Below are 23,858 nucleotides of genomic sequence, written 5' to 3' on the forward strand. Positions count from 1 at the left end.
GTCCCGCGACGCGACCCTGCGGCAGGGTGAGAATAGGAGGCATGAGCACGCGCAGCGAAGCCGTCCTGGTCGATATCGTCCGCACCCCCGTCGGGCGGGGCAAACCGGGGGGTGCCCTGTCGGGCGTGCACCCGGTCGATCTGGCGGCGGGCGCGCTCGCCGCCATCCTCGAACGCAACGGCCTCGACTCGCTGCAGATCGACGACGTGATCCTCGGCTGCGTGAGCCAGGTGGGCGATCAGTCGTCGAACATCGCTCGACAGGCCGTGCTCGCTGCAGGTTTCGCCGAGATCGTTCCCGCCACGACGATCGATCGTCAGTGCGGGTCGAGTCAACAGGCGGTGCACTTCGCCGCGCAGGGGATCATGGCCGGCGCGTACGATGCGGTCATCGTCGGCGGTGTCGAGTCGATGAGCCGCGTGCCGCTCGGGTCGTCGGCGGTCGGCGGAAGCCCGATGTCGCCCCGGCTGCGCGAGCGCTATCCCGATGGTCTCGTGAACCAGGGAGTCTCGGCCGAGCTGATCGCCCAGCACTGGGGCCTCGACCGCGCAGCGCTCGACGAGTACGCCGCCGAGTCGCACCGACGTGCGGCCGCCGCGTGGCACGCGGGATTCTTCGACCGCACGGTGATCCCGGTCGCCGAGGCGCAGGATGCCGTGGCCGACGAGACCGTCCGCGCCGGCACGACCGCCGAGGGGCTGGCAGGGCTGAACCCGGCGTTCCGCACGGACGCGCTCGCTGCCCGCTTCCCCGAGCTCGACTGGCGGATCACGCCCGGAAACTCGTCACCCCTCACCGACGGAGCATCTGCCGCTCTCTTGATGAGCGCCGAGCGGGCCGAACAGCTGGGCCTCACGCCACGAGCCAGGTTCCACGCGTTCAGCGTTGTCGGAGACGATCCGCTCATGATGCTCACAGGGCCGATCCCCGCCACGCGGCGCATCCTCGAACGCACCGGACTCACGATCGATGACCTCGACGCCTACGAGGTCAACGAGGCGTTCGCGTCCGTGCCGCTCGCGTGGGCGGCGGAGCTCGGGGCGGATGCCGCGAAGCTCAACCCGCGCGGAGGGGCGATCGCCCTCGGACACGCTCTCGGTTCATCGGGCACCCGTCTGCTCGGAACTCTGATCGACCACCTCGATGCGGTCGGCGGACGCTTCGGCCTGCAGACCATGTGCGAGGGCGGCGGCATGGCGAACGCCACGATCATCGAGCGCCTGTAGCCCCGGCATCCGCATCCTGCCCTTCGAATCGCGCGATTGACCCGATATGCGGGCCGATCGTGTTGTCCACCATCAGGGGCGTTCGAATCGCGCAAATGACCCGAAACTCTCTCCGAATGCGGTCATTCACGCGATTCGAGCGGAAGCAGATCAGCGCCGCAAAGCCGCGGCGACGCGACGCACGAGCTCTTCCGGGTTCTTCAGGAGCGGTGACGTCACCTCGATGACCGTCCAGCCGGCTGCGCGCAGACCCGCGATGCGCTCCACGTCCGCCGCCCACCTGTCACCGTGCAGCATCCCGAGGTATTCGATGATGACGCGTTCGTGCCGATAGGCCATGTCCACGCAACCGAGAAAGCGACCGCGATCGTCGAAGAGGTCGACATTGAGCTCGGGTTCGGGAAGACCAGCCGTGATGAGGATGCATCGCACCTTCGTCTCTCGAGGCGACCAGGAGTCCTCTCGGATCAGATCGATCGCCGCACGGAGGCGCGCGGCGCCGCGGCGCCGTCCGGCATCTAGCGATGCTCGGAGCTCGTCGACGGTGCTGAGGGGCGGGCGGCCCGGCGACGGTCGGCCCCGGCCCTGCCGCCAAGTCCTGCACAGGTAGTCTCCGAGCGCCACGACATCGAGTAGGGGGAGTGTTCCCAGCGACACCCAGGTGGCGGCCGCGGACGTGACCCGGAGGCCACCCTGATCGCTGATCGAAGTGAGGCTCGCGAGGGTCCGGTGCCCCTTGATCCCGGCCGCTCGGGGGAACGGAGTCGGTCCGGCAGCGCTGACGTGGAGGGGCAGCTCGGTATAGCCCGCGATCTCGTCTGCGTCAGTGAACTCCAGGGGCAACGGTGCACCCCAGATCGACGCTGCGGTCTGGTGGCTGAAGAAATGGCCCGGGTGCATCCCGGGAGCATAGGTGCGCGCCCGGTGAACCCGCGCCTGCCGCTGCCGTTCGTATGGATCCTCGATGTCGCGGAAAGACGGTGTGCTTCCGCGGAGGATGCGTACTCCGTGGAACGGCGCCTCCAGGTCCCGACCGCGAAGGCGACTGCGGCTCACCCCGTGCAGGCGAGCGATTCGGACCGGGAATCCGTCGCCGCATTCATCTGGAAGCTTTTGCGTTCGTCCCATGGCGCCACGGTGACATGATTCCGACAGCCCGATTGTGTTGTCCACAACCAGGGGCCTTCGAATCGCGAGAATGGCCCGATATTCCGTCGAAATGGGGTCATTCACGCGATTTGAACGCTCTGAAGACAGAGAAGACCCCCGCCGACCCGATTCGGCGGGGGTCTTCGGGAGCAGACGCTCACCGTTTGCGCGGATGACGTGACTACCCGATCCGGTCTGAGTCTGTGTCCGCGCACCTGCAGTTGTAGTCGGCGAAGGTGTCCGGAGGGTGAACACGGCGAGAAATCGTCACCCTCCGGGAGTCGTGGCTCTGGAAGCGCTTGCGACTTTCGGCCAACGGCGCAGCGTTGGCCCGTGACTTTTCGCCAAAGCACCTCTGCAAGCGCTTGCAGTCCTCGGCGACACCCTGCTAGCTTCACTCGCAAGCCTTCGGACACGTCGTCGTGTCCGCCCGCCACCCAGGGAGCATCTCTTGTTCAAGTCGGCTCGGTCGAAGACGACCGCCTCACGTCCGCTCGCCCTCATCGCCGCCACCGCGCTCGTCGTCTCGGGGTTCGGCACAGCCGGCGTCCTCGGCACGCCGCCCGCTTCCGCCGCAGATCGCACGGCGGCCCTCGTGGGCTCGCTGCAGTCCGAGCTCGGCTGCGCTGCCGACTGGGCGCCCGACTGCGCCGAGACCGAGCTCGAGCCCACGGGCGCGGAGGGCATCTACTCCGCCGAGTTCGAGGTGCCAGCGGGCAGCTACGAGTACAAGGTCGCGCTGAACGACGGTTGGGACGAGGCGTATGGCCTCGACGGCGGCGCCGACGACATCCCTCTCACGGTCGCGGGCCCGACGACTCTCCGCTTCACGTTCGACGACAACCTCAAGCGGGTGGGTCTCGAGACCACCGACCTGCGCGGCGGATACACGGCAGGCGACGACGCACTGATAACGAGCCCGGTGCGCCAGGCCGGGGCCGGTGAGCAGTTCTACTTCGTGATGACCGACCGCTTCGCGAACGGTGACACCTCCAACGACACCGGCGGCCTCGAGGGCGACAGGCTCGCGACCGGGTTCGACCCCACAGACAAGGGCTTCTACCAGGGCGGCGACATCGCCGGCATCCGTGACAACCTCGACTACATCGAGGGCCTCGGCACGTCGGCCATCTGGCTGACTCCGAGCTTCGCCAACAAGCCGGTGCAGGGCGATGGCGCGAACGCCTCGGCCGGGTACCACGGCTACTGGATCACCGACTTCACACGCATCGACCCGCACCTCGGTACCAACGAGGAGCTGCAGGCGCTGATCGCCGAGGCCCATGACCGCGGCATCAAGGTGTACTTCGACATCATCACGAACCACACGGCCGACGTGATCGACTACACCGAGGGCCAGTACTCCTACATCGACCAGGCGACCAGCCCCTACACGGATGCCGCGGGCGCGGCGTTCGATCCGGCCGACCACGCGGGCACCGACGGCTTCCCCGAGCTCGACCCGGCGACGAGCTTCCCCTACACGCCGGTGGTCGCCGACAGCGAGGCCGACGTCAAAGTTCCCGCCTGGCTGAACGACCCCACGCTGTACCACAACCGCGGCAACTCGACCTGGTCGGGCGAGTCGGTCACCTACGGCGACTTCGACGGGCTCGACGACCTGATGACCGAGCACCCGACGGTCGTCAACGGCTTCGTCGAGGTGTACAACCAGTGGATCGATCTCGGGATCGACGGCTTCCGCATCGACACGGTCAAGCACGTGAACTTCGAGTTCTGGGAGAAGTGGACCGCCGACGTCCTCGACTACGCCCATGAGCAGGGCAACGACGACTTCTTCATGTTCGGCGAGGTCTACGATGCCGATCCGGTGAAGCTCGCGCCGTACGTGCGAGACACCGACATGAACTCGATCCTCGACTTCACGTTCCAGTCCTCCGCCGTCAGCTACGCGTCGGGCAACTCGGCCAGGGGGCTGCAGTCCCTGTTCGCGGGTGACGACCGCTACACGACACCCGATTCGTCGTCGACCGCCCTGCCTACGTTCCTCGGCAACCACGACATGGGGCGGGTCGGATCCTTCCTTCAGTCGACGGATGCTCCGCTGCAGCGCGACGAGCTGGCGCACGAGCTCATGTTCCTCACCCGCGGCCAGCCCGTCGTCTACTACGGCGACGAGCAGGGCTTCACGGGCGCCGGCGGCGACAAGAACGCCAGGCAGTCGCTGTTCGCCACCCAGGTGGCCGAGTACGCCGACCAGAACCTGATCACGGGCGAGCAGGCCGGCTCCGTCGACCGCTACGCGACGGATGCCGCGCTCTATGAGCACATCGCCGCGCTCTCCGAACTCCGTGAGGCGAACCCGGCGCTCGGCGAGGGTGCGCAGATCGAGCGCTATGCGGCGGCCGGCGCGGGGGTCTACGCCTTCTCTCGGGTCGATGCCGACAACAGAGTCGAGTACCTGGTCGCGGTGAACAACGCCGCGACACCGCAGACGGTCGACCTCGCGACGCTCACCGCCGATGCGTCGTACGAGGTGCTCTACGGCGACGCCGCACCCCTCACGACGGATGCCGGTGCGGCTGCCTCGATCACGGTGCCCGCTCTGTCGGCCGTGGTCTGGAAAGCCGACTCCACCGTCACGGCCCCGACCGAGGCGGCATCCGTCGAGGTAGCCGTGCCGACCGCCGGAGCCGGTGTCACCGGACAGTCCGCCGTGCAGGCCGACATCGCCGACCAGTGGGCGCAGACCAGCTTCGCCTGGCGCGTCGTCGGCTCGGACGACTGGCAGCCTCTCGGCACGGCGGAAGACACGGATCCGCGGGTCTTCCATGACATCCGCGATCTCGCGAACGGCACGCTGATCGAGTATCGGGCAGTGACGACGGATGCCGCCGGAAACCATGCCGCCGCCTCGACCTACGCGTCGGTCGGCAATGCCGTGACGCTCGAGGTCGGCGAGGAGCCCGAGTCGCCGATCGACATGCTGACGGTTCCCGGCAGCCTCAACTCCGAGATGGGCTGCGCAGGCGACTGGGACCCGGCGTGCGAGAAAGCCACGCTGGCTCTGCGTGCCGACGGAGTGTGGGCGGGTACGTTCGACCTGCCTGCCGGTGACTACGAGTACAAGGCCGCAGTGAACGGCAGCTGGGCGATCAACTACGGAGCGAACGGCGTACCCGACGGTGCGAACGTCACGCTCACCCACGCGGGCGGACCGATCACCTTCTACTTCGACCCGCGCACGAACATCGTGCAGTCCACGGCAGACGGCCCCATCGTGACGCTGCCCGGCTCGCTGCAGGACGAGCTCGGCTGTGCGGCCGACTGGTCGCCCGACTGCCTCGGCACGCTGATGGCCGACGGCGACCGTGACGGCGTCTACGAGTTCTCGACCGCGGATCTGCCGACCGGCGCCTATGAGCTCAAGGTCGCACACGGCCTGAGCTGGGCTGAGAACTACGGCGCCGACGGAGTGCCGGGCGGCGCGAACATCTCGTTCAGCGCCACGGAGGGCACGGTGACGTCGTTCCGCTACACGCTGGCGACGCACGTCCTCGAGGTCGGCAGCGACACCCCGCAGCTTCCCGGCGCCGGCGAACAGCGCGCGCACTGGGTCGATGCCGAGACGATCGCGTGGCCGGCGACCCTCGGCTCGGTCGACCGGGCTGCCTACCAGCTGTACTCGTCGGCCGACGCGTCACTCGCTGTGGCCGACGGAGAGGTCACGGGAGCAGGGCCGATCGCGCTCGAGGTGATCGAGGGCGGCCTGAGCGACGAGCAGCTCGCCCGATTCCCGGCGCTCGACGGCTACCTCGCTCTGCGGGTGGCCGATGCGGATGCTGCTGCGCTGCTGCGCACGCAGCTCGCGGTCGCCCAGCGCGACGAGGCGGGCACGCTCACGGCGTTCAGCGGCGTGCAGATCGCGGGAGTGGTCGACGACCTTTACGCCGCTGCCCTCGCCGACGTCGAGCTCGGTGTGACGTTCTCGGGCAAGAACCCGACCTTCCGGCTGTGGGCGCCGACTGCGCAGAGCGCGACGCTGCTCACCTGGAACGAGGGTGCAGAGGGCGGCCCCGTGCGCCACGAGGCCACGTGGGATTCCGCATCCGGTGTCTGGTCGGTCAAGGGCAAGAAGGATCTCAAGGGTGACGAGTACCTCTGGGAGGTCGTCGTCTACGCTCCGACCGCCGGCGCGATCGAGACCAACCAGGTCACCGACCCCTACTCGACGGCCCTCACGCTGAACTCGCAGCGTTCGGTCGCCATCGATCTCGACGACAAGGCCTGGCAGCCGAAGCAGTGGCAGAAGGCCGAGGCGCCGGTCGTCGAGCGCGCGGTCGACCGCGCCATCTACGAGCTGCACATCCGCGACTTCTCGATCAGCGACGAGACGGTTCCGGTCGAGGAGCGCGGCACCTACCTCGCATTCGCGCGCGACAGTGCGGGCACCGACCAGCTGACACAGCTCGCGGATGCCGGCATCAACACCGTGCATCTGCTGCCCTCATTCGACATCGCGTCGATCGAGGAAGACAGAGCGGCACAGGCCGTGCCCGACTGCGACCTCGCCTCGTTCGGCCCTGCCGACGCGACGCAGCAGGCGTGCATCCAGGCCGTCGCCGATGCCGATGCGTTCAACTGGGGCTACGACCCGTACCACTTCTCGACCCCCGAGGGCTCGTACGCGGTCGATGCCGAGGGCGGCGCCCGGGTGAGCGAGTTCCGGTCGATGGTCGGTGCGCTGCACGACATGGACCTGCAGGTCGTGCTCGACCAGGTGTTCAACCACACCGCTGCATCCGGTCAGGCCGAGAAGTCGGTGCTCGACCAGGTGGTTCCCGGCTACTACCACCGGCTCAACGCGGCGGGTGGCGTCGAGACCTCGACGTGCTGCCAGAACGTCGCGACCGAGCACCTCGGCGCCGAGAAGCTCATGGTCGACTCGATCGTGACCTGGGCGCGTGACTACAAGGTCGACGGCTTCCGGTTCGACCTCATGGGGCACCATTCGACGACGAACATGCAGGCGATCCGTGACGCGCTCGACGCGCTGACCCTCAAGAAGGACGGCGTCGACGGATCCGCGATCCACCTGTACGGCGAAGGCTGGAACTTCGGTGAGGTCGCCGACAACGCCCTGTTCGAGCAGGCCACGCAGGGCCAGCTCGGCGGCACCGGCATCGGGACCTTCAACGATCGGCTGCGCGATGCCGTGCATGGCGGAAGCCCGGTCGACTCGTCGTCGACGTTCCGCCAGGGGTTCGGCACCGGTCTCGGCACCGATCCGAACGGCGACCCGATCAACGGCACCGTCGAGCAGGCGCTCGCCGACCTCGGACACGAGACCGATCTGGTCAAGCTCGGGCTCGTGGGCAACCTGCGCGACTTCTCGTTCACGACGAGCGACGGCGCGGTGACGGCGGGCGACGGCATCGACTACCGCGGCTCAGCGGCCGGCTATGCCGACCAGCCCGACGAGGTGATCAACTACGTCGACGCGCACGACAACGAGACGCTCTACGATCTCTCGGTGCTCAAGCTGCCCGAGGACACTCCGATGGCCGACCGCGTGCGCATGAACACACTGTCGCTGGCGACCGTGACGCTCTCGCAGTCGCCCTCTTTCTGGCACGCGGGCACCGAGCTCTTGCGCTCGAAGTCCCTCGACCGCAACAGCTACAACGCCGGGGACTGGTTCAACCGCATCGACTGGACGGGGCAGGAGTCGACGTTCGGCTCCGGGCTCCCGGCCGCGGCCGACAACGAGGAGAAGTGGCCGATCATGGCGCCGCTTCTCGCCGACCCCGCGCTCAAGCCGGCTCCCGTCGACATGGCGGCAGCCGAGGCATCCGCCCTCGATCTGCTGCGGGTGCGCGAAGAGGTCGACCTGCTGCGTCTCGGCTCCGCCGAGCTGATCCAGCAGAAGGTCACCTTCCCGAACGGTGGAGCGGACGCAGCGCCGGGCGTGATCCTCATGCAGATCGACGACCTGGCAGGTCCCGATGCCGACGCCGAGCTCGACGGAGCACTCGTCGCGTTCAACTCGTCACCCACGCCGGTCACGCAGACGGTTGCGGGCCTGGCCGGGCGCTCGTTCGCGCTGACGCCGGCCCAGGCGAACGGAGCGGATGCCGTGGTCAAGACCACCACCTGGGATGCCGCGACCGGCACCGTGACGATCCCCGCCCGTTCGGTCGCCGTGCTCGTCGACGACCAGGTGCAGCCGCTCGACACCCGGGTGCGAGCTACGTCGGACGTCCTCGTGAAGGTGGGCAAGAGCGCGACCGTGAAGGTGACGGTCACCGCCGACGACGACACGGCCCCGGTGGGCACCGTGACGGTGCACGACCGCGGCAAGGTCGTCGCGACGGCCGAGCTGACCCCGGCGGACAAGGGCAGGGTCACGGTCTCGGTGCCGAAGCTCGGTCGTGGAATTCACCTGCTCACGGTGCGGTTCGACGGCACGGAGCCGTGGCAGGACTCTCGCGGCCCGCGCAGTCTGCCCGTGATCGTCTACTAGAACGAAGAGACCGGATGCCGGGGCGCATGTCCCCGGCATCCGGTCTCTTCGTTGCGGATTCGCTACCAGGCGTACGCCTCGGGAGCGGGCCCACCGGGACCCGGCCAGATGCGATCGAGCTCGGCGAGCGTGTCGGCGTCCAGCGTCACGTCGAGCGCCTCGACGGCCGAGTCGAGCTGGTCGATCGTGCGCGGACCGATCACGGGCGCGGTCACCGCCGGCTGGTGCAGCAGCCAGGCGATCGCGACGACCCCGGGGCGGATGCCGAGCTCGGCGCAGAACGCCTCGTAGCGTTCGATCGCAGGACGTCGGTCGCCGAGCGCGTCGAGGCTCGACCGGGAGCGGTCGGTCTTCTGCAGCACGCCGCCGAGCTGCCCGCTGGCGAGCGGCGACCAGGGCAGCAGCCCCATGCCGTACTGCTCAGCGGCGGGCACGACCTCGAGCTCGACGGTGCGCTCGGTGAGGTTGTACAGGGACTGCTCTGTGACCGGGGCCGGATAGCCAGCGGCCGCAGCGATCTCGTGCACGCGCGCGAGGTGCCAGCCGGCGAAGTTCGAGCTGCCGAGGTAGACGATCTTGCCCTGCTCGCGCAGCGTCGCGAAGGCGCTGAGCGTCTCGTCGAGAGGCACGTCGCGGTCGATGTGGTGCATCTGGTACAGGTCGATGTGGTCGGTGCCGAGTCGCCGCAGCGAGTCCTCGACCGAGGCGCGGATGTGCACCGCCGACAGACCCCGATCGTTCGATCGAGGGCCCATCACGCCGAACACCTTGGTCGCGACGATCAGGTCGTCGCGGTTTCCGCGGTCCTTCATCCAGCGTCCGACGATCTCCTCCGACTGTCCGGGGTGGTCGCCCCACCGGCCGCCGCCGTAGACGTCGGCCGTGTCGATGAAGTCGATGCCGGCGTCGATCGCGCGGTCCAGGATGGCGCGCGAGGCGTCCTCGTCGATCACCGGACCGAAGTTCATGGTGCCGAGAGCCAGGCGGCTCACGCGCGCCCCCGCTCGTCCGAGACGTGTGTACTGCATCAGCTGTTCTCCTTCTGTGAGTGCTGCGATGACGACGAGTCGCTCGTGTCGATGAACGCCCAGCCGTACGCGCCGAGTTCGCGGCGTGCATCGGTCGACCCGGTGAGCACATCGGTTCCTGGCACGTCGACGGCGAAAGGCTCGACACTGTGGTTGATCACGGTGAGGATGCCGCCGCGACGCGCGATCTCGACGTGCTCGGGCAGCCCCTCGATCTCTGCCGCCACCCCGGCGTCGGCGGCGAGCCAGCCCAGCACGGCGCGCATGCCGTCGTCGTCGGGGATCGTCGCGAGGTAGTACCCGCGGCCGGCCCCGGTTCGCTTGCGGGTGAAGGCCGCGCGCCCGGCGGTGCGACCCTCTGTGAAGCGGCCCAGCACTTCGGCATCCTGCACGATCAGCTCTTCGGCGAAGTACTGCCCGATGATGCGACCGGCGGGTCCGTCGAGCGGTGCCTCGGACTGACCGGGCCCATCGGGCACGGCGTGGCTCGCGACCTCTCCGGCCGAATCGGCCGAGCGCACGGACTCGGGCGGCACGAGCGCCCCGAAGTCCTCGAGCGCGACCCCGAGAACATCGCGCAGCGAGACGATGAATCCGCCCTCGCGGAACGCGTCGTCCTGGTCGACCACGTCGCTGAACGCCGAGACGAACAGGGTGCCGCCCTTCTCGACGTAGGCCGAGAGGTTCGCCGCACCTTCGTCGCCGAGCAGGTACTGCTGCGGTGCGACGATGAGCGAGTAGGCGCTGAGATCGCTGGTCGTGTTCACGATGTCGACCGCGAGGTTCTGCCGGTGCAGCGCCGCGTACCAGCGGTGGGCGAGCGTCAGGTAGTCGAGCACGATCGGGTGGTCGCGGCCGTCGATGGCCCACCAGTTCTCCCAGTCGAAGACGAGCGCGATCTTCGCCCCCGATGAGACGTCCGGCAGATCGGGCAGCTGGGCGAGCTGGCCTCCGAGCTCGACGACCTCGCGCCACGTGCGTGTGTCGAGCCCCGCCTGCGGCACCATCGCCGAGTGGAACTTCTCGCTGCCTCGGCGCGACTGGCGCCACTGGAAGAACATGATGCCGTCGGCGCCGCGGCCGACCGCCTGGGCGCTGATCGCCGCCATCTGGCCCGGTGCCTTCGGCGCGTTGGTCGGTCGCCAGTTCAGGGCGTTCGTCGACTGCTCGGTGAGGATCCACGGCACGCCGGGCTTCAGGCCGCGCATCAGCTCGCGGGCGAACGCCGCCCCGCGGAACGACTCAGGGTCGTTGGGGTCGGGGTAGTTGTCGTCGCTGATCACGTCGACCTCGGCCGCCCACTTCCAGTAGTCGGCCGGCGGGAACGCGCCCATGAAGTTCGTCGTGATCGGCTGGGTCGCGCCCGAGGCGCGGATGATGTCACGCTCCATGACGTACAGCTCGAGCAGTGTGTCGGAGGTGAACCGTTTGAAGTCGAGCACACTCGTCGGATTGATGCTGTACGGCGCCTTGCGCGGCGGTACGATCTGCTCGAACGCGGTGTAGCGCTGCGACCAGAAGTCGGTGCCCCAGGCGTGGTTCAGCGCGTCGATCGTGGAGTACTTGCGCTGCAGCCACACGCGGAAGGCGTCGCGCGCCGAGTCGGAGTAGTCGTAGTGCAGGTGGCATCCGTACTCGTTGTTGACATGCCAGAGCACGACGGCCGGATGCTGCGCATAGCGCTCGGCGAGAGCCGTGACGAGCTCCGCGGCCAGGCGGCGGTAGACCGGAGAGGAGGGGGCGAACGCCTGCCGGCTGCCCGGCCAGAAGGTCGTGCCGTCGGCATCCTGCGGCAGCATCTCGGGGTAGGCGGTCGTGGCCCATGGTGGAGGGGATGCGGTGGCGGTGGCGAGATCGACCTGGATACCGCCATCGTGCAGGAGCCCTACGATCTCGTCGAGCCACTCCCAGTCGAACTCGCCCTCGGCCGGCTGAATGCGCGACCACGAGAAGATGCCGAGGCTCACCATCGTCACGCCCGCTTCGCGCATGAGCCGCACATCTTCGGGCCACACCTCTCGTGGCCACTGCTCGGGGTTGTAGTCGGCGCCGTAATGCATGGGTCTCCTGGGTCGGTGGTCGCGATGACCGGTCGGTGGGAAGGTCAGAGGGTGCGGGTCGAGGCTCGCACGACGAGCTCGGGCACGAAGCGCGCTTCGATCGGATCGTCGGACCCTGCGAGATGGTGCATGAGCAGCTCGATCGCCCGGGCTCCCATCTCGCGAGCCGGCTGGCGCACCGAGGTCAGCGGCACCACCGCTGCGCCGGCGAACTCGATGTCGTCGTAGCCGACGAGAGAGATGTCCTCGGGCACGCGCAGCCCGCGTCCGACGAGACCCTGCAGCAGTCCGAGGGCGAGATGGTCGTTTCCGGCGAAGATCCCGTCCGGGCGGTCGGCCGCCCGCAGGTCGGCGATCTGTTCGCCGATCTCGCGGCCGAGTCCGGTGTTGAGGGTGGTCGTCTCGATGAGCGTGGTGCGCACGCCCGCGGCATCCGCCACCTCGTGCAGCCCCGCGAGACGCTCGCTCATCTGCTCGCGCGACGTCGGGCCGCCCACGAAGGCGAGGTGTCGGCATCCGCCGTCGAGCAGCGCCTGCGCCGCGATGCGTCCGCCGAGCCGGTTGTCGACGGAGACCGACGAGAACGTGCCGTTCGGATGCCGCTGATCGACGAGCACGACCGGCACGCCCCGGCGGCGGAAGCGCTCGAGATACTCCTCGTGGTACTCGACCGGGGCGATGAGCACCCCGTCGACCCGCTGCCGCTCGAACAGGTCGAGGTAGCGCGACTCGCGTTCGGCGGAGTCGAAGCCGTTGCCGACGATCACCGAGTATCCGGCGGTCAGCGCCTGCTCTTCGGCACCGAACGCGAGGTCGGCGAAGAACGGGTTGGTGATGTTGATCACTGAGAACCCGATGGCGTCGCTGCGTCCGGCCTTCAGCTGGCGGGCGGCGATGTTGGGCACGTAGCCGAGTTCGTCGACCGCTGCGGCGACCCGGGCCGCCGACGCCTCGGACACGAGCTCGGGTCGATTGAGCGCGTTCGAGACGGTGCCGATCGAGACCCCCGCACGTTCGGCGACGTCTCGCAGGCCGATATCAGGCATGCTGCTCCTTCTGCGTCTCGGGCAGCGCCCTCAGGTCGTCGAGCAGCCGGATGCGATTGTCGAGCTTGGTCGACGCCGGGCCGTGCACGACGACGACGCGCCAGTCCTCTCCGAGCAGGATCGCAGATCCATCGCCTGTGCTTCGCCATTCGCCCGCTTCGGCGACGAGCGCGATGCCGGCGGCCTCTGCCCGCAGCGTCCGTCCGTCGACCTCGGCACCGAGCAGATCCACCTCGAGCCCGAGTGCGTCGGCGATGATCCGTCCGACGTCGCGACCGTGGCTGCGCAGCGCCGCGCCGCCGTTCGGCAGGCGCTCGACGAGCAGGTATCCGGATGTCAGCAGCTCGCCGTCGTCGAAGCGATCCGTGAAGCCCGTCTCCGCCATGGTCACGCCGCGCGGCGCGAGAGCGATGAGCTCGTAGTCCAGTACGGTGGCCTCGAGGTCGGCCCTGGCGCCGGTGGCAGGCTGAGACGAGGGCACAGGGTGTGCCGTGTGCTCGGCGCCGAGCAGTTCGTCGACCAGTGCATGCACGAGCTCGCGGGTCCCCGCCGATCGGTACGCTTCGACGCCATGGCCGAGCGCCGAGTAGGCGACCCCGCCATGCCCGGCGACTCCCCGCCGCGACCAGGCGAGCGCGTGGGTGATCCCGTCATCGGTGTGGACCGCACGGAGGTCCGAGCCCGAGCCGATCTCGAGATACGAATAGCGCTCGTCGTAGACACGGAACGGGGCGAGCGGCGCCGTCGGCTGCACCAGGCTCCACCCGATCTGCGGATGCATGGTCACCCCGGGCACCCACCGTCCGCCGAGCAGCTCGCCCCAGCGCGGGTCGTCGCGGAAGGCGAGGGAGGAGGAGTGCACCGCGAGCAGCGGGATGCCGGAGGCCACGGCCTCGAGCAGCGGATCGAGCACCGCGCTCGCCGCGGCGGCATCGGTCGCGAGGTCGCCGCTGATGTTGACGACGAGCAGCGCGGCGTCGGTCAGCGCAGGAGCGCCTGCGACCTCGTCGGTGTCGAGGCGGTGCACCGGCATCCGCTCTTCCAGCACACTCGCGAGTGCGGTGCTTGTCGCGGCGAGGCCGTGCCACGGATCGGCGTGCGCGCCGACCCCGGTGATGAGAAGGGCCGGGCGGTCAGTCATCGATCCAGGTCTCCTTCGACGGGCGCAGGGCCTCGAGTTCTTCCCAGAGGGCATCGGGAACGACGGTCTCTGCCATGCGCACAGTCTGGTCGAGCTGCGCGGGGGTGACCAGTCCGCACACGGTCGAATGGATGCGGGGGTCGCGCAGCGAGCTCTGCAGCGCGGCAGTGATCAGGGGTACCCCGTGGCGCTCGCATGCCGCTCCCATCGCATCGATCGCGGTCAGCATCTCGGGCGCGGCGGGTGCGTAGTGGTAGCGGTCGGAGGTCCTCGGCCAGCTCGCCAGGATCCCCCCGCCGTAGATCGCCGCGTTGACCACGCCGATCCGGGCCGCGGCCGCCGAATCGAGCAGGGCGTCGGCCGTGCGGTCGACGAGCGTGGCGCGGTTGTGCGTGATGAGGACGTCGAAGACGCTTGTCTCGACGAACTGCGTCAGCATGCGCGCCGGCCCTCCCGAGATGCCGATGAAATCGGCGTAGCCCTCGTCGCGCAGGGCCTGCAGAACTTCGATGGGGCCCCCCGGCGCCATCGCGGCCTCGAACCCGATGTGCTCGGGGTCGTGCAGGTGCAGGATCGGCACCCGGTCGATGCCGAGCCGGTCGAGGCTCTCGTCGAGCGAGCGACGCATGCGGTCGGGGTCGAACGAGTCGGTCTGGGGGTCGCGATCGAGCTTCGTCTGGATTACGAACCCGTCGGGCACGCCGCCGGCTCGGCGCACGGCCAGGCCGATACGGCGCTCGCTCTCGCCGTCACCGTAGTTGTTCGAGGTGTCGATGAAGGTGACGGGGCTGTCGAAGGCGGCGAGCGTGAGCTGCACAGCATCCTCCTCCGGCACGGTCAGACCGTGCACGGGAGACGAGACGCCCCAGGCCGCGGTGCCGATGCAGATCGGCGAGACCGACAGGCCGGTGCGGCCCAGGACCCGGCGCTCGAGAGTCGTCTGCTGACGAGCGCTCACTCGAACGCGTCCCCACCGCGGAAGCGGTCGACGAGTACAGCGGCGAGCAGGATCACGGCGACGATGAGGTCGAGGTAGTCCGGATCGATGAAGCTCACGTTCAGGATGTTCGTGATGCCCGCGACGACGAGCAGACCGAGCAGCGCGCCGATCGGGTTGCCGACGCCACCGCGGGTGATCGAGTAGCCGCCGATCATCAGTGCCGCGTAGATCTGGAACTCGAGTCCCGTGCCGAGGATGTTCGATGCCGAGCCGAGCTGCCCCACATAGAAGATGCCGCCGATCGCCGCGCCGACCGCGCTCACGATCAGCGCGACCGTGCGTACCCGGACGACCGAGATGCCGGCGCGCTGGGCGGCCCGAGGGTCTCCGCCGACGGCTTGGATCTTCCGGCCGATGCGCGTCTTCGAGACGACACCCGCAGCGACCAGGGTGAGGCCCACGCCCATCAGCAGCAGGGTCGGGATCCCGAAGGTGGTGCCCTGTGTGACGTCGTAGAGCGGCTCGATGAGGGTCGTGGGTGGGGCCTGCACGACGATCGCCTGGCACACTCCCCGCAGAAGCGTCAGCATGCCCAGTGTGACCGCGAGCGGTTCGGCACCGAGACCTACGATCACGAAGGCGTTGATCGAGCCGACGACGACTCCGAGCAGGATCGTCACGCCCGCGGCCATCCACGGATCGATGCCCGAGGCGACGAGCTGGTTGAAGGCCACGGCGCCGAAGCCGACCATCGAGCCGATCGACAGGTCGACGACGCCGGCGAGTAGAGCGAACGATGCCAGCACCCCCACGATCAGCGGGATCGCGACGGCTACGCCGACGATGCGCACGTTCGAGGCTGAGAAGAACGCCGGGCCGACCGCGACGGCGCCGATGATGACGACGGCGGCGAGCATCAGCGCGATGCTGCCGACCGGGCCCTTGAGGTACGCGAGCACCCGGGGGAGCAGGCCTTCGGATGTCTGCACATCGGATGCCGGGGCGAATGCCATGGTCATCGTGCACCTCTCTTGATGCGGAAGCCGTCGATGCCGACGGCGATGATGAGGAGCGCGCCCTGGAAGATCAACGCGAATGCCGGCGGGAGGCCGAAGAAGGCGATCGACACCGGGATGGTCGAGAGGAAGCCGACGCTGAGCAGCAGCACGAGGAAGTTGCCCTTGCCGCCCGAGAGGCTGATGCCTGCGAGGATCACCGCGGCGATCACGATGAGCTGGTAGCTGGCTCCGGCGTTGGGGGTGAAGCTCGGGGTCACCGAGGCGAACAGCACACCCGCGACTCCGGCGACCGCGCCTGCTCCCGAGAACGTCGCCAGGCGCACGCGACGCAGCGAGATGCCGCGGGCGCGAGCGGCCTGGGCGTTGCCGCCCACGGCGGTGAGGCGTCGGCCCCAGCGCGTCCAGGTGATGGCGAGCCCTGCGAGCACGAGGATCACGAGCATGGGCCAGAAGATGTTCGGGAGGCCCAGGAACTGCCCGAGTCCGAAGGCGCGGAGAGCCGAGCCCGACGGGATCTGCGCCGACTTGAATCCGATCATCATGATCGCGAGGCCACCGAAGCCGGTGGCGAGCGTGACGATGATCGGGTTGAGCTTGCCGTAGACGACGATCAGGCCGTTCAGCAGGCCCCAGGCGCCGCCGGCGACGATGCCGCAGAGCACCGCGAGCGGATCGGGCACACCGGCACCCAAGAGGGTGACGGTGGCCCAGGCGCTGACGACCAGGGCCACCGGCAGGCTGAGGTCGAGCAGCCCGCCGCCGATGACGACGATGCCCTGCGCGACCGAGAGGACGCCCGAGATCGCCATCGTGAAGGTGATCGCGAGCAGCGACTGCGTCGAGAGGAAGTCCGGGCGGACGATGGTGGTGGCCGCCGCGAGCAGGAACCAGACCGCGGCGATGGTGAGCGCATCGCGCAGTGCGGTGCGGCTCCCCGCGTCCGGGCGCGCTGTGCGCGCACCCGAACGCGGGGCGGCCGGATCGGCCGTGAGGGTGGGTGTCGTCATGAGAGTCTCGTTCTTCTCGAGACCGATCCGGGAGGAACGGTTAGTTCTTGCAGTAGAGGTCGTAGAGGGTCGTGCCCTCGTCGGCCTGGGAGATCTCGGCGACGCGCTCCTCGATGCCCGGGATCGCGGCGGCCTGCTCCTGGGTCACCGCGCACGGCTGCACGCTCACCGCGGCGTCGTCGCCCGTGTCCTTGACCTCGGGTGCATCGCCTGCGGCGATCTCGTCGAGGATCTGGAAGGCGTAGGCGGCGTACCCCTCGAGGAAGTACATGACGCTGCCTGCGAGGTTCGGGTCGACGTTGTCGCCCGTGATCAGGCCGCCGTCCTGGCCCCAGCCCATGATGTTGGAGTCACGGCCCAGCTGCGTCGCCGCCTGCAGGGCGCCGACGACCGCCTGGTCGTTGAGCCCGACGACGAGGATGTTCTCGGCGTCCGGGTGCGCCGCGAAGACGCCGGGGGCGTTCTGCAGCGAGGTGGTGAGGTTGCCGTCGGCCTCGTACGCGACGTACGCGTCTTCGGGGATGTCGGGGCAGACCTCGCCGATCGCCGTCGCCGCGTTGCCGGTGCGCCAGGTGTCGATCTGTCCGGCCGCGGTGCCCTGCGCCGAGATGACGAGGTCGACGTCGCAGTCCCACTCGCTCTTGGCGAGTTCGCCGAGCGCTGTCCCGCCCTCGGTACCGGCTGCGGCGTTGTCGATCCCGACGAAGTACCAGCCCTCCTGGGCGATGTCGAACGTGATGACCGGGATCTCGGCATCCGCGTACTTCTTCGCGATGACCGGGTTGGCCTCGGGGCGTCCGTTGAACATCATGACCGCGTCGACGCCCTGCTGCACGAAGAGATCGGCGTTCTTGACGGCCGTCGCCTCGTCGCCGTCGTTGCTGAGCTCGACGTACTTCCAGCCGCGCTGCTCGGCGAGCGCCTGGGCGACGTCGCCCTGGTAGTCCTGCCAGTCGGCGTCGGCCTGACCGCCGACCGCGAAGCCGAGGGTGAAGGTGTCGTCGTCTCCGCCGGAGCCGCCGGATGCCTGGTCGGCGCAGCCGACCATCGCGATGCCGGCGACGAGTGCGACGCCGGCGCCGAGAAGGCGCAGGGCGGTGCGGGATGAGTGATGCGTCATTGCAGTGCTCCTCTGGAATGGATGTGTTCGGGTGGTGCGGGTTTCTTGCGGGTGGTGAAGTCTGGTGGTCGTCAGCTGACGAGCGTCTCGGTGTCTTCCGGGGTGGGGACGTCTGCAGGCAGGGCCCCGGTGATCAGGCCGACGATGTCCTGCGCGGTGACGTCGGCGATGTCGCGCACGGCGACCGACCGACCGAGGCGCATCACGGTGACGCGATCGGCGACGGTGTGCAGCTGCTGCATGTTGTGGCTGACGAGGATCACGCTGACTCCGTGCTCGCGCAGGCGCCCGATGAGGTCGAGCACCTGCTGCGACTCGCGCACGCCGAGTGCGGCGGTGGGCTCATCGAGGATCACGATGCTGCGGCCCCAGAGCAGCGCGCGGGCGATCGCGAGACACTGGCGCTGTCCGCCCGACATGCCCTTGACCGACACGTTCACCGACTGGATGCCGACGCCGAGCTCGGCGAGAACCTCGCGCGAGCGGGCGCGCATGCCGCGGTCGTTCACGATGTTCAGCGCCTTGAGGATCGGGTTGCTCGACAGCTCCTCACGACCCAGGTATACGTTCTGCACGGCCGACATCGTGTCGACGAGCGCGAGGTCCTGGTAGACGGTCTCGATGCCGGCGGCCAGGGCGTCGGTCGGGCGACGGAAGTCGACCGGCTTGCCCTCGACCTCGATGGTGCCGTCGTCGGGCACCACCGCGCCCGAGAGCACTTTGAGCAGTGTCGACTTGCCGGCTCCGTTGTCGCCGACCAGACCCATGACCTCGCCGCGGCGCAGGGTGAGCGACGCGTCGGCGAGAGCCGTGACCGCACCGTACCGGCGCGAGATGTTGCGGGCGTGTAGAACCAGATCCTGGTCAGCAGCGAGTGCCATGATCAACCTCATTGTCGAAGGGCCGAAACGTGACTTTAAACGTTTCAGGTGGTTAAAACGTTTCAGACTCTACCTCTCGACCTCTCGAACCGGCAAGAACTTTTCTCGCGAGCCCCACGATGTCAACTACAAGGACGCCCTAGTAAATCTCAGGACACCGAAGTACCATCGTCATAGTGCCAACGACGGCGCGAAGGGACATCGCACAATGACTCGTACCATTCCCCATTTCGTAGGCGGAAAGCACCTCACCCCCGAGGGCGGGCGCTTCGCCGACGTGTTCGATCCGAGCACTGGATCCGTCCAGGCACGCGTGCCGCTGGCCTCCGCCTCGGAGGTCGCCGACGTGATCGCGAACGCCGAGGCCGCGCAGGCCGAGTGGGCGGCGACCAACCCGCAGAAACGCGCTCGGGTGCTGCTGCGATTCCTCGATCTCGCGCAGCGAGAGATGCAGTCGCTCGCCGAACTGCTCGCGAGCGAGCACGGCAAGACGGTCGATGACGCGAAGGGCGACATCCAGCGGGGGCTCGAGGTCATCGAGTTCTCCGCAGGCGCACCGCATCTGCTCAAGGGCGAGTACTCGACGGGCGCGGGTGCGGGAATCGACGTGTACTCGATGCGGCAGCCGCTCGGAGTGGTCGCCGCAATCACTCCGTTCAACTTCCCCGCCATGATCCCGCTGTGGAAGGCGGGCCCCGCGCTCGCCGCAGGCAACGCCGTGGTGCTCAAGCCCAGCGAGCGCGACCCCTCCGTTCCGGTGCGCATCGCCGAGCTGTTCCTCGAAGCAGGGCTGCCTGCCGGCGTGCTCAACGTCGTGCACGGTGACAAGGAGGCCGTCGACGCGCTGTTGACCGACGATCGCATCCGTGCCGTGGGGTTCGTCGGCTCGACCCCGATCGCCGAGTACATCTACTCGACGGCCGCCGCGCACGGCAAGCGGGCGCAGTGCTTCGGCGGTGCCAAGAACCACATGATCGTCATGCCCGATGCTGACCTCGACCAGGCCGTCGACGCACTGATCGGTTCCGGCTACGGCTCGGCGGGGGAGCGCTGCATGGCGATCTCGGTCGCGGTTCCGGTGGGCCAGCAGACGGCGGATGCTCTCGCAGCCAGGCTCACCGAGCGCGTGGCGCAGCTGCGCATCGGGCCCTCTCTCGCGCCAGACGTCGATTACGGCCCCCTCGTCACCCGGGCGGCGGTCGAACGGGTCGAGGGATACATCCAGCAAGGAGTCGACGAGGGGGCGACGGTACTCGCCGACGGCCGCGGCTTCACGGTCGAGGGGCACGAGCAGGGGTTCTACCTCGGCCCGACGCTGTTCGATCACGTGACCACCGACATGGCGATCTACCGTGAGGAGATCTTCGGGCCGGTGCTCGTTATCGCCCGCGCCGCCGACTACGAAGAGGCGCTGCGCATGGCATCCGATCACGAATACGGCAACGGCGTCGCGATCTTCACCCGCGACGGAGATGCGGCCCGCGACTTCGCCGCACGCGTCGAGGTCGGCATGGTCGGGGTGAACGTGCCGATCCCCGTGCCGATCGCGTATTACACGTTCGGCGGCTGGAAGCGCAGCGGGTTCGGCGACCTCAACCAGCACGGCGCCGACGCCTTCCGCTTCTACACGAAGACCAAGACCGTCACGAGCCGCTGGCCTGCGGCGGGCATTCGCGACGGCGCGAGCTTCGTGATCCCCACCATGCACTGACCCCCGCGCTGACCTCCCACAAGGAATCGACATGACCATGACCACCGTCACCACCACCGCCGAAGAACGCGAGGCCATTCTCGACGCCGTCCGCGAGTTCGCCGACACCGAGCTCGCACCGTTCGCGGCCGAGCGCGACGAGAAGCACCTCTTCCCGCGGGAGTCGCTCGGCAAGGCGGGCGAACTCGGGCTCGGCGGCATCTACGTGCGCGAGGACTTCGGCGGCACCGGTCTCAGCCGCTCCGACACCGTCGCGATCTTCGAAGAGCTCGCCAAGGGCGACCCTGCCGTCGCCGCCTACATCTCGATCCACAACATGGTGGTCTGGATGATCGACACATACGGCGACGACGCGCAACGAGGCCGGTGGCTGCCACGGCTCACCACGATGCAGGAGTTCGGCGGGTACTGCCTGACCGAGCCCGGGGCCGGATCGGATGCCGCGAACATCGCCACGAGCGCGGTGCGCGACGGAGACGACTATCTGCTCACCGGCGTGAAGCAGTTCATCTCGGGTGCCGGCGAGGCCGCGGTCTACGTGGTGATGGCACGCACCGGCGAGCCGGGTGCCCGCGGCATCAGTGCCTTCCTGGTTCCCGGAGACGCCGAGGGCCTGAGCTTCGGGGCGCCGGAGAAGAAGATGGGCTGGCATGCGCAGCCGACCCGCCAGGTGATCCTCGACGGCGTGCGCATCCCGGCATCCGGAATGCTCGGCGACGAGGGCCGTGGCTTCGCGATCGCGATGTCGGCGCTCAACGGAGGCCGCCTCAACATCGCGGCCTGCTCGCTGGGTGGCGCGCAGTGGGCCCTCGATCGCGCGGTGCAGTACGTGCACGAGCGCGTCGCCTTCGGCGAGCCGCTGGCAGAGAAGCAGTCCATCATGTTCGCGATCGCCGACATGCGCACCGATCTGCAGGCCGCGCGTCTCATGGTCCGAGACGGCGCCGTGGCCGTCGACGAGCAGGCGCCGGATGCGACCATGCGCTGCGCCATGGCCAAGCGCTTCGCGACGGATGCCGGATTCGACGTCGCCAACCGCGCGCTGCAGCTGCACGGCGGCTACGGCTACCTGCAGGACTACGGCATCGAGCGCGTCGTGCGTGATCTGCGGGTGCATCAGATCCTCGAAGGCACCAACGAGATCATGCGACTGATCGTCGGGCGTGAGATGCTCCGCCCCGCGGGTTCGGCGTCGATGCGGAGCGCATCATGAGCGAGGCGGCCAAGGCGCGGATCGCGTTCCTCGGACTCGGCCACATGGGTCTGCCCATGGCGAAGAACCTGGTCGCGGCGGGGCACGAGGTGCACGGCTTCGACCTGGTACCTGCCGCGATCGAGGCGGCGCGGTCCGCCGGCATCCCCGTCGCGGCCAGCGGAGCGGATGCCGTGCGCGCGGCCGACGTCGTGATCACGATGTTCCCCGCCGGACGACATGTGATCGACGCCTACCGCACGGAGCTGCTGGCCGCTGCTCGGCCTGACACCCTGTTCATCGAGTCGTCGACGATCGCGGTCGACGAAGCCCGTGCCGCCCACGCCCTGGCGCTCGCAGCCGGGCATCGCAACGTCGACGCCCCGGTGTCGGGTGGTGTCGTGGGCGCCGAGAACGGCACGCTCGCCTTCATGGTCGGGGGCTCGGAGGACGACTTCGCAGCCGCGCTGCCGGTGCTCGAGGTCATGGGAAAGCGCATCGTGCACTGTGGCGGCCCCGGACTCGGGCAGGCCGCGAAGGTCTGCAACAACATGGTGCTCGCGGTGTCGCAGATCGCGGTCGCCGAGGCGTTCGTGCTCGGCGAGCGGCTGGGGCTCGAGCATCAGGCGCTGTTCGACGTCGTCTCGCAGGCATCCGGTCAGTGCTGGTCGATCACGACTAACTGCCCCGTGCCCGGGCCGGTGCCGACCAGCCCGGCGAATCGCGACTACCAGCCCGGATTCGCCGGTGCGCTGATGGCGAAGGACCTCGGCCTCGCGCTGCAGGCGATCGAGCAGACGGCGACCGACGCGCAGATGGGGCGGCTCGCGCAGCAGCTCTATGCCTCCTTCGCGGCGGGCGACGGTGCGACCCGTGACTTCTCGGGCATCATCACGGACATCCGCGACGGCTCTCCCGGACACTGAGCGACATACTGAGATGACCACGACGGAGAGGGCTTCACGATGACCGAATACGAGACGATCCTGGTCGAGCAGCGCGGACGGGTCGGATGGATCACCCTCAACCGACCCGAGGCCCTCAATGCGCTGAACAGCCGCCTCGCGGAAGAGGTCACTGCGGCCGCCGTGGCGTTCGACCTCGACGACGGCGTCGGTGCGATCGTGGTCACCGGATCCGAGAAGGCGTTCGCCGCGGGGGCCGACATCAAGGAGATGGAGGGCATGTCGGCCGCCGAGATGATCGAGACGGACCACTTCGGTGTCTGGCACGACTTCGCGGCGGTGCGCACCCCCGTGATCGCCGCCGTCTCGGGCTTCGCGCTCGGGGGAGGATGCGAGCTCGCCATGATGTGCGACATCATCCTCGCCGCCGACACCGCCAAGTTCGGTCAGCCCGAGATCAACCTCGGCGTCATTCCGGGCATGGGCGGCACGCAGCGCCTGATCCGGGCGGTCGGATACTACAAGGCGGCAGAACTGGTGCTGTCCGGTCGATTCATGGGCGCCGAAGAGGCGGAGCGGTCCGGACTCGTCTCGCGGGTCGTGCCGGCTTCCGAGTTGCTCGCAGAAGCCACGAAGCTGGCCGAGACGATCGCGTCGAAGTCGCTGCCGTCGGTGTTCGCGGCCAAGGCCGCGCTCGACGCCGCCATGGAGACGACGCTCGCCGACGGTCTGGCACATGAGAAGCGGGCGTTCGCCGCGCTGTTCGACACCGAAGACCAGAAGGAAGGCATGTCGGCCTTCCGGGAGAAGCGTGCGCCCGACTTCCAGAACCGCTGAGTTCCGCGAAGGTGGAGCGGTTTCGCGGTTCACAACTCAGCATGGATGGCGCCAGAAGGGCCCGCCGGTACCGATCCGGCACGCCGGTCACCGGTTGATGCTGAGTTGTGAA

16 protein-coding genes are annotated in these 23,858 nt (G+C 68.7%); 6 read left to right on the top strand and 10 right to left on the bottom strand.

Annotation, left to right across the window (positions count from 1 at the left end):
• Positions 1 to 41 precede the first annotated feature (41 nt).
• Positions 42 to 1,226, top strand: coding sequence for an acetyl-CoA C-acyltransferase (locus QMA07_RS11085; RefSeq protein WP_290161819.1), 1,185 nt, complete (start codon positions 42 to 44; stop codon positions 1,224 to 1,226).
• A gap of 150 nt (positions 1,227 to 1,376) precedes the next feature.
• Here the strand turns inward: QMA07_RS11085 and QMA07_RS11090 are convergent, their stop codons facing one another.
• Positions 1,377 to 2,126: a DUF559 domain-containing protein gene (locus QMA07_RS11090; RefSeq protein ID WP_290161821.1), complete on the bottom strand. Its 750-nt coding sequence runs from the start codon at positions 2,124 to 2,126 to the stop codon at positions 1,377 to 1,379.
• Between the two features lie 700 nt (positions 2,127 to 2,826).
• Between QMA07_RS11090 and pulA the strand changes: the two genes are divergently transcribed.
• A complete protein-coding gene (gene pulA, locus QMA07_RS11095; RefSeq protein WP_290161823.1) occupies positions 2,827 to 8,859 on the top strand; it encodes a pullulanase-type alpha-1,6-glucosidase in 6,033 nt (2,010 codons plus the stop codon).
• A 62-nt stretch (positions 8,860 to 8,921) separates the two neighbouring features.
• On the opposite strand, the gene QMA07_RS11100 is transcribed toward pulA, so the two are convergent.
• The 9 genes from QMA07_RS11100 to QMA07_RS11140 form a co-directional block, all read right to left on the bottom strand.
• On the bottom strand, positions 8,922 to 9,887 hold the full coding sequence (locus QMA07_RS11100; protein WP_290161825.1) for an aldo/keto reductase: 966 nt from the start codon (positions 9,885 to 9,887) through the stop codon (positions 8,922 to 8,924).
• A complete protein-coding gene (locus QMA07_RS11105; RefSeq protein ID WP_290161827.1) occupies positions 9,887 to 11,947 on the bottom strand; it encodes a beta-galactosidase in 2,061 nt (686 codons plus the stop codon). The genes QMA07_RS11100 and QMA07_RS11105 overlap by 1 nt, the downstream gene beginning before the upstream one ends.
• A gap of 44 nt (positions 11,948 to 11,991) precedes the next feature.
• Positions 11,992 to 12,993, bottom strand: coding sequence for a LacI family DNA-binding transcriptional regulator (locus tag QMA07_RS11110; protein ID WP_290161829.1), 1,002 nt, complete (start codon positions 12,991 to 12,993; stop codon positions 11,992 to 11,994).
• The gene (locus tag QMA07_RS11115) at positions 12,986 to 14,134 is read right to left on the bottom strand and encodes a ThuA domain-containing protein (RefSeq protein ID WP_290161831.1); all 1,149 of its coding nucleotides are present in this window, start codon (positions 14,132 to 14,134) and stop codon (positions 12,986 to 12,988) included. The genes QMA07_RS11110 and QMA07_RS11115 overlap by 8 nt, the downstream gene beginning before the upstream one ends.
• On the bottom strand, positions 14,127 to 15,092 hold the full coding sequence (locus tag QMA07_RS11120; RefSeq protein WP_290161833.1) for an aldo/keto reductase: 966 nt from the start codon (positions 15,090 to 15,092) through the stop codon (positions 14,127 to 14,129). Before QMA07_RS11120 ends, QMA07_RS11115 begins: the two co-directional genes overlap by 8 nt.
• Entirely contained in the window at positions 15,089 to 16,093 is a 1,005-nt protein-coding gene (locus QMA07_RS11125) for an ABC transporter permease (protein ID WP_290161836.1), read from the bottom strand. The genes QMA07_RS11120 and QMA07_RS11125 overlap by 4 nt, the downstream gene beginning before the upstream one ends.
• Positions 16,090 to 17,100 carry an ABC transporter permease gene (locus QMA07_RS11130; protein WP_290161838.1) on the bottom strand — a complete coding sequence of 337 codons (1,011 nt, stop codon included), beginning with the start codon at positions 17,098 to 17,100 and terminating at the stop codon, positions 16,090 to 16,092. The genes QMA07_RS11125 and QMA07_RS11130 overlap by 4 nt, the downstream gene beginning before the upstream one ends.
• Before the next feature lie 40 nt (positions 17,101 to 17,140).
• Positions 17,141 to 18,220: a substrate-binding domain-containing protein gene (locus QMA07_RS11135; RefSeq protein ID WP_290161840.1), complete on the bottom strand. Its 1,080-nt coding sequence runs from the start codon at positions 18,218 to 18,220 to the stop codon at positions 17,141 to 17,143.
• A gap of 71 nt (positions 18,221 to 18,291) precedes the next feature.
• Complete coding sequence (locus QMA07_RS11140; protein ID WP_290161841.1) at positions 18,292 to 19,101, bottom strand: ATP-binding cassette domain-containing protein; 810 nt, start codon at positions 19,099 to 19,101, stop codon at positions 18,292 to 18,294.
• A 208-nt stretch (positions 19,102 to 19,309) separates the two neighbouring features.
• On the opposite strand from QMA07_RS11140, the gene QMA07_RS11145 reads away from it, so the two are divergent.
• From QMA07_RS11145 to QMA07_RS11160, 4 genes are read left to right on the top strand one after another with little or no spacing between them, the layout of a single operon-like run.
• A complete protein-coding gene (locus QMA07_RS11145) occupies positions 19,310 to 20,812 on the top strand; it encodes a CoA-acylating methylmalonate-semialdehyde dehydrogenase (RefSeq protein WP_290161843.1) in 1,503 nt (500 codons plus the stop codon).
• 31 nt (positions 20,813 to 20,843) lie between these two features.
• Positions 20,844 to 22,025, top strand: a complete 1,182-nt coding sequence (locus QMA07_RS11150; RefSeq protein WP_290161845.1) for an acyl-CoA dehydrogenase family protein — start codon at positions 20,844 to 20,846, stop codon at positions 22,023 to 22,025.
• Entirely contained in the window at positions 22,022 to 22,930 is a 909-nt protein-coding gene (gene mmsB / locus QMA07_RS11155; RefSeq protein WP_290161847.1) for a 3-hydroxyisobutyrate dehydrogenase, read from the top strand. The genes QMA07_RS11150 and mmsB overlap by 4 nt, the downstream gene beginning before the upstream one ends.
• A gap of 39 nt (positions 22,931 to 22,969) precedes the next feature.
• Positions 22,970 to 23,746, top strand: coding sequence for an enoyl-CoA hydratase (locus QMA07_RS11160; RefSeq protein WP_290161849.1), 777 nt, complete (start codon positions 22,970 to 22,972; stop codon positions 23,744 to 23,746).
• The last annotated feature ends 112 nt before the right edge of the window (positions 23,747 to 23,858 follow it).

Source organism: Microbacterium sp. APC 3901, assembly GCF_030407765.1.
Classification (GTDB): Bacteria; Actinomycetota; Actinomycetes; order Actinomycetales; family Microbacteriaceae; genus Microbacterium.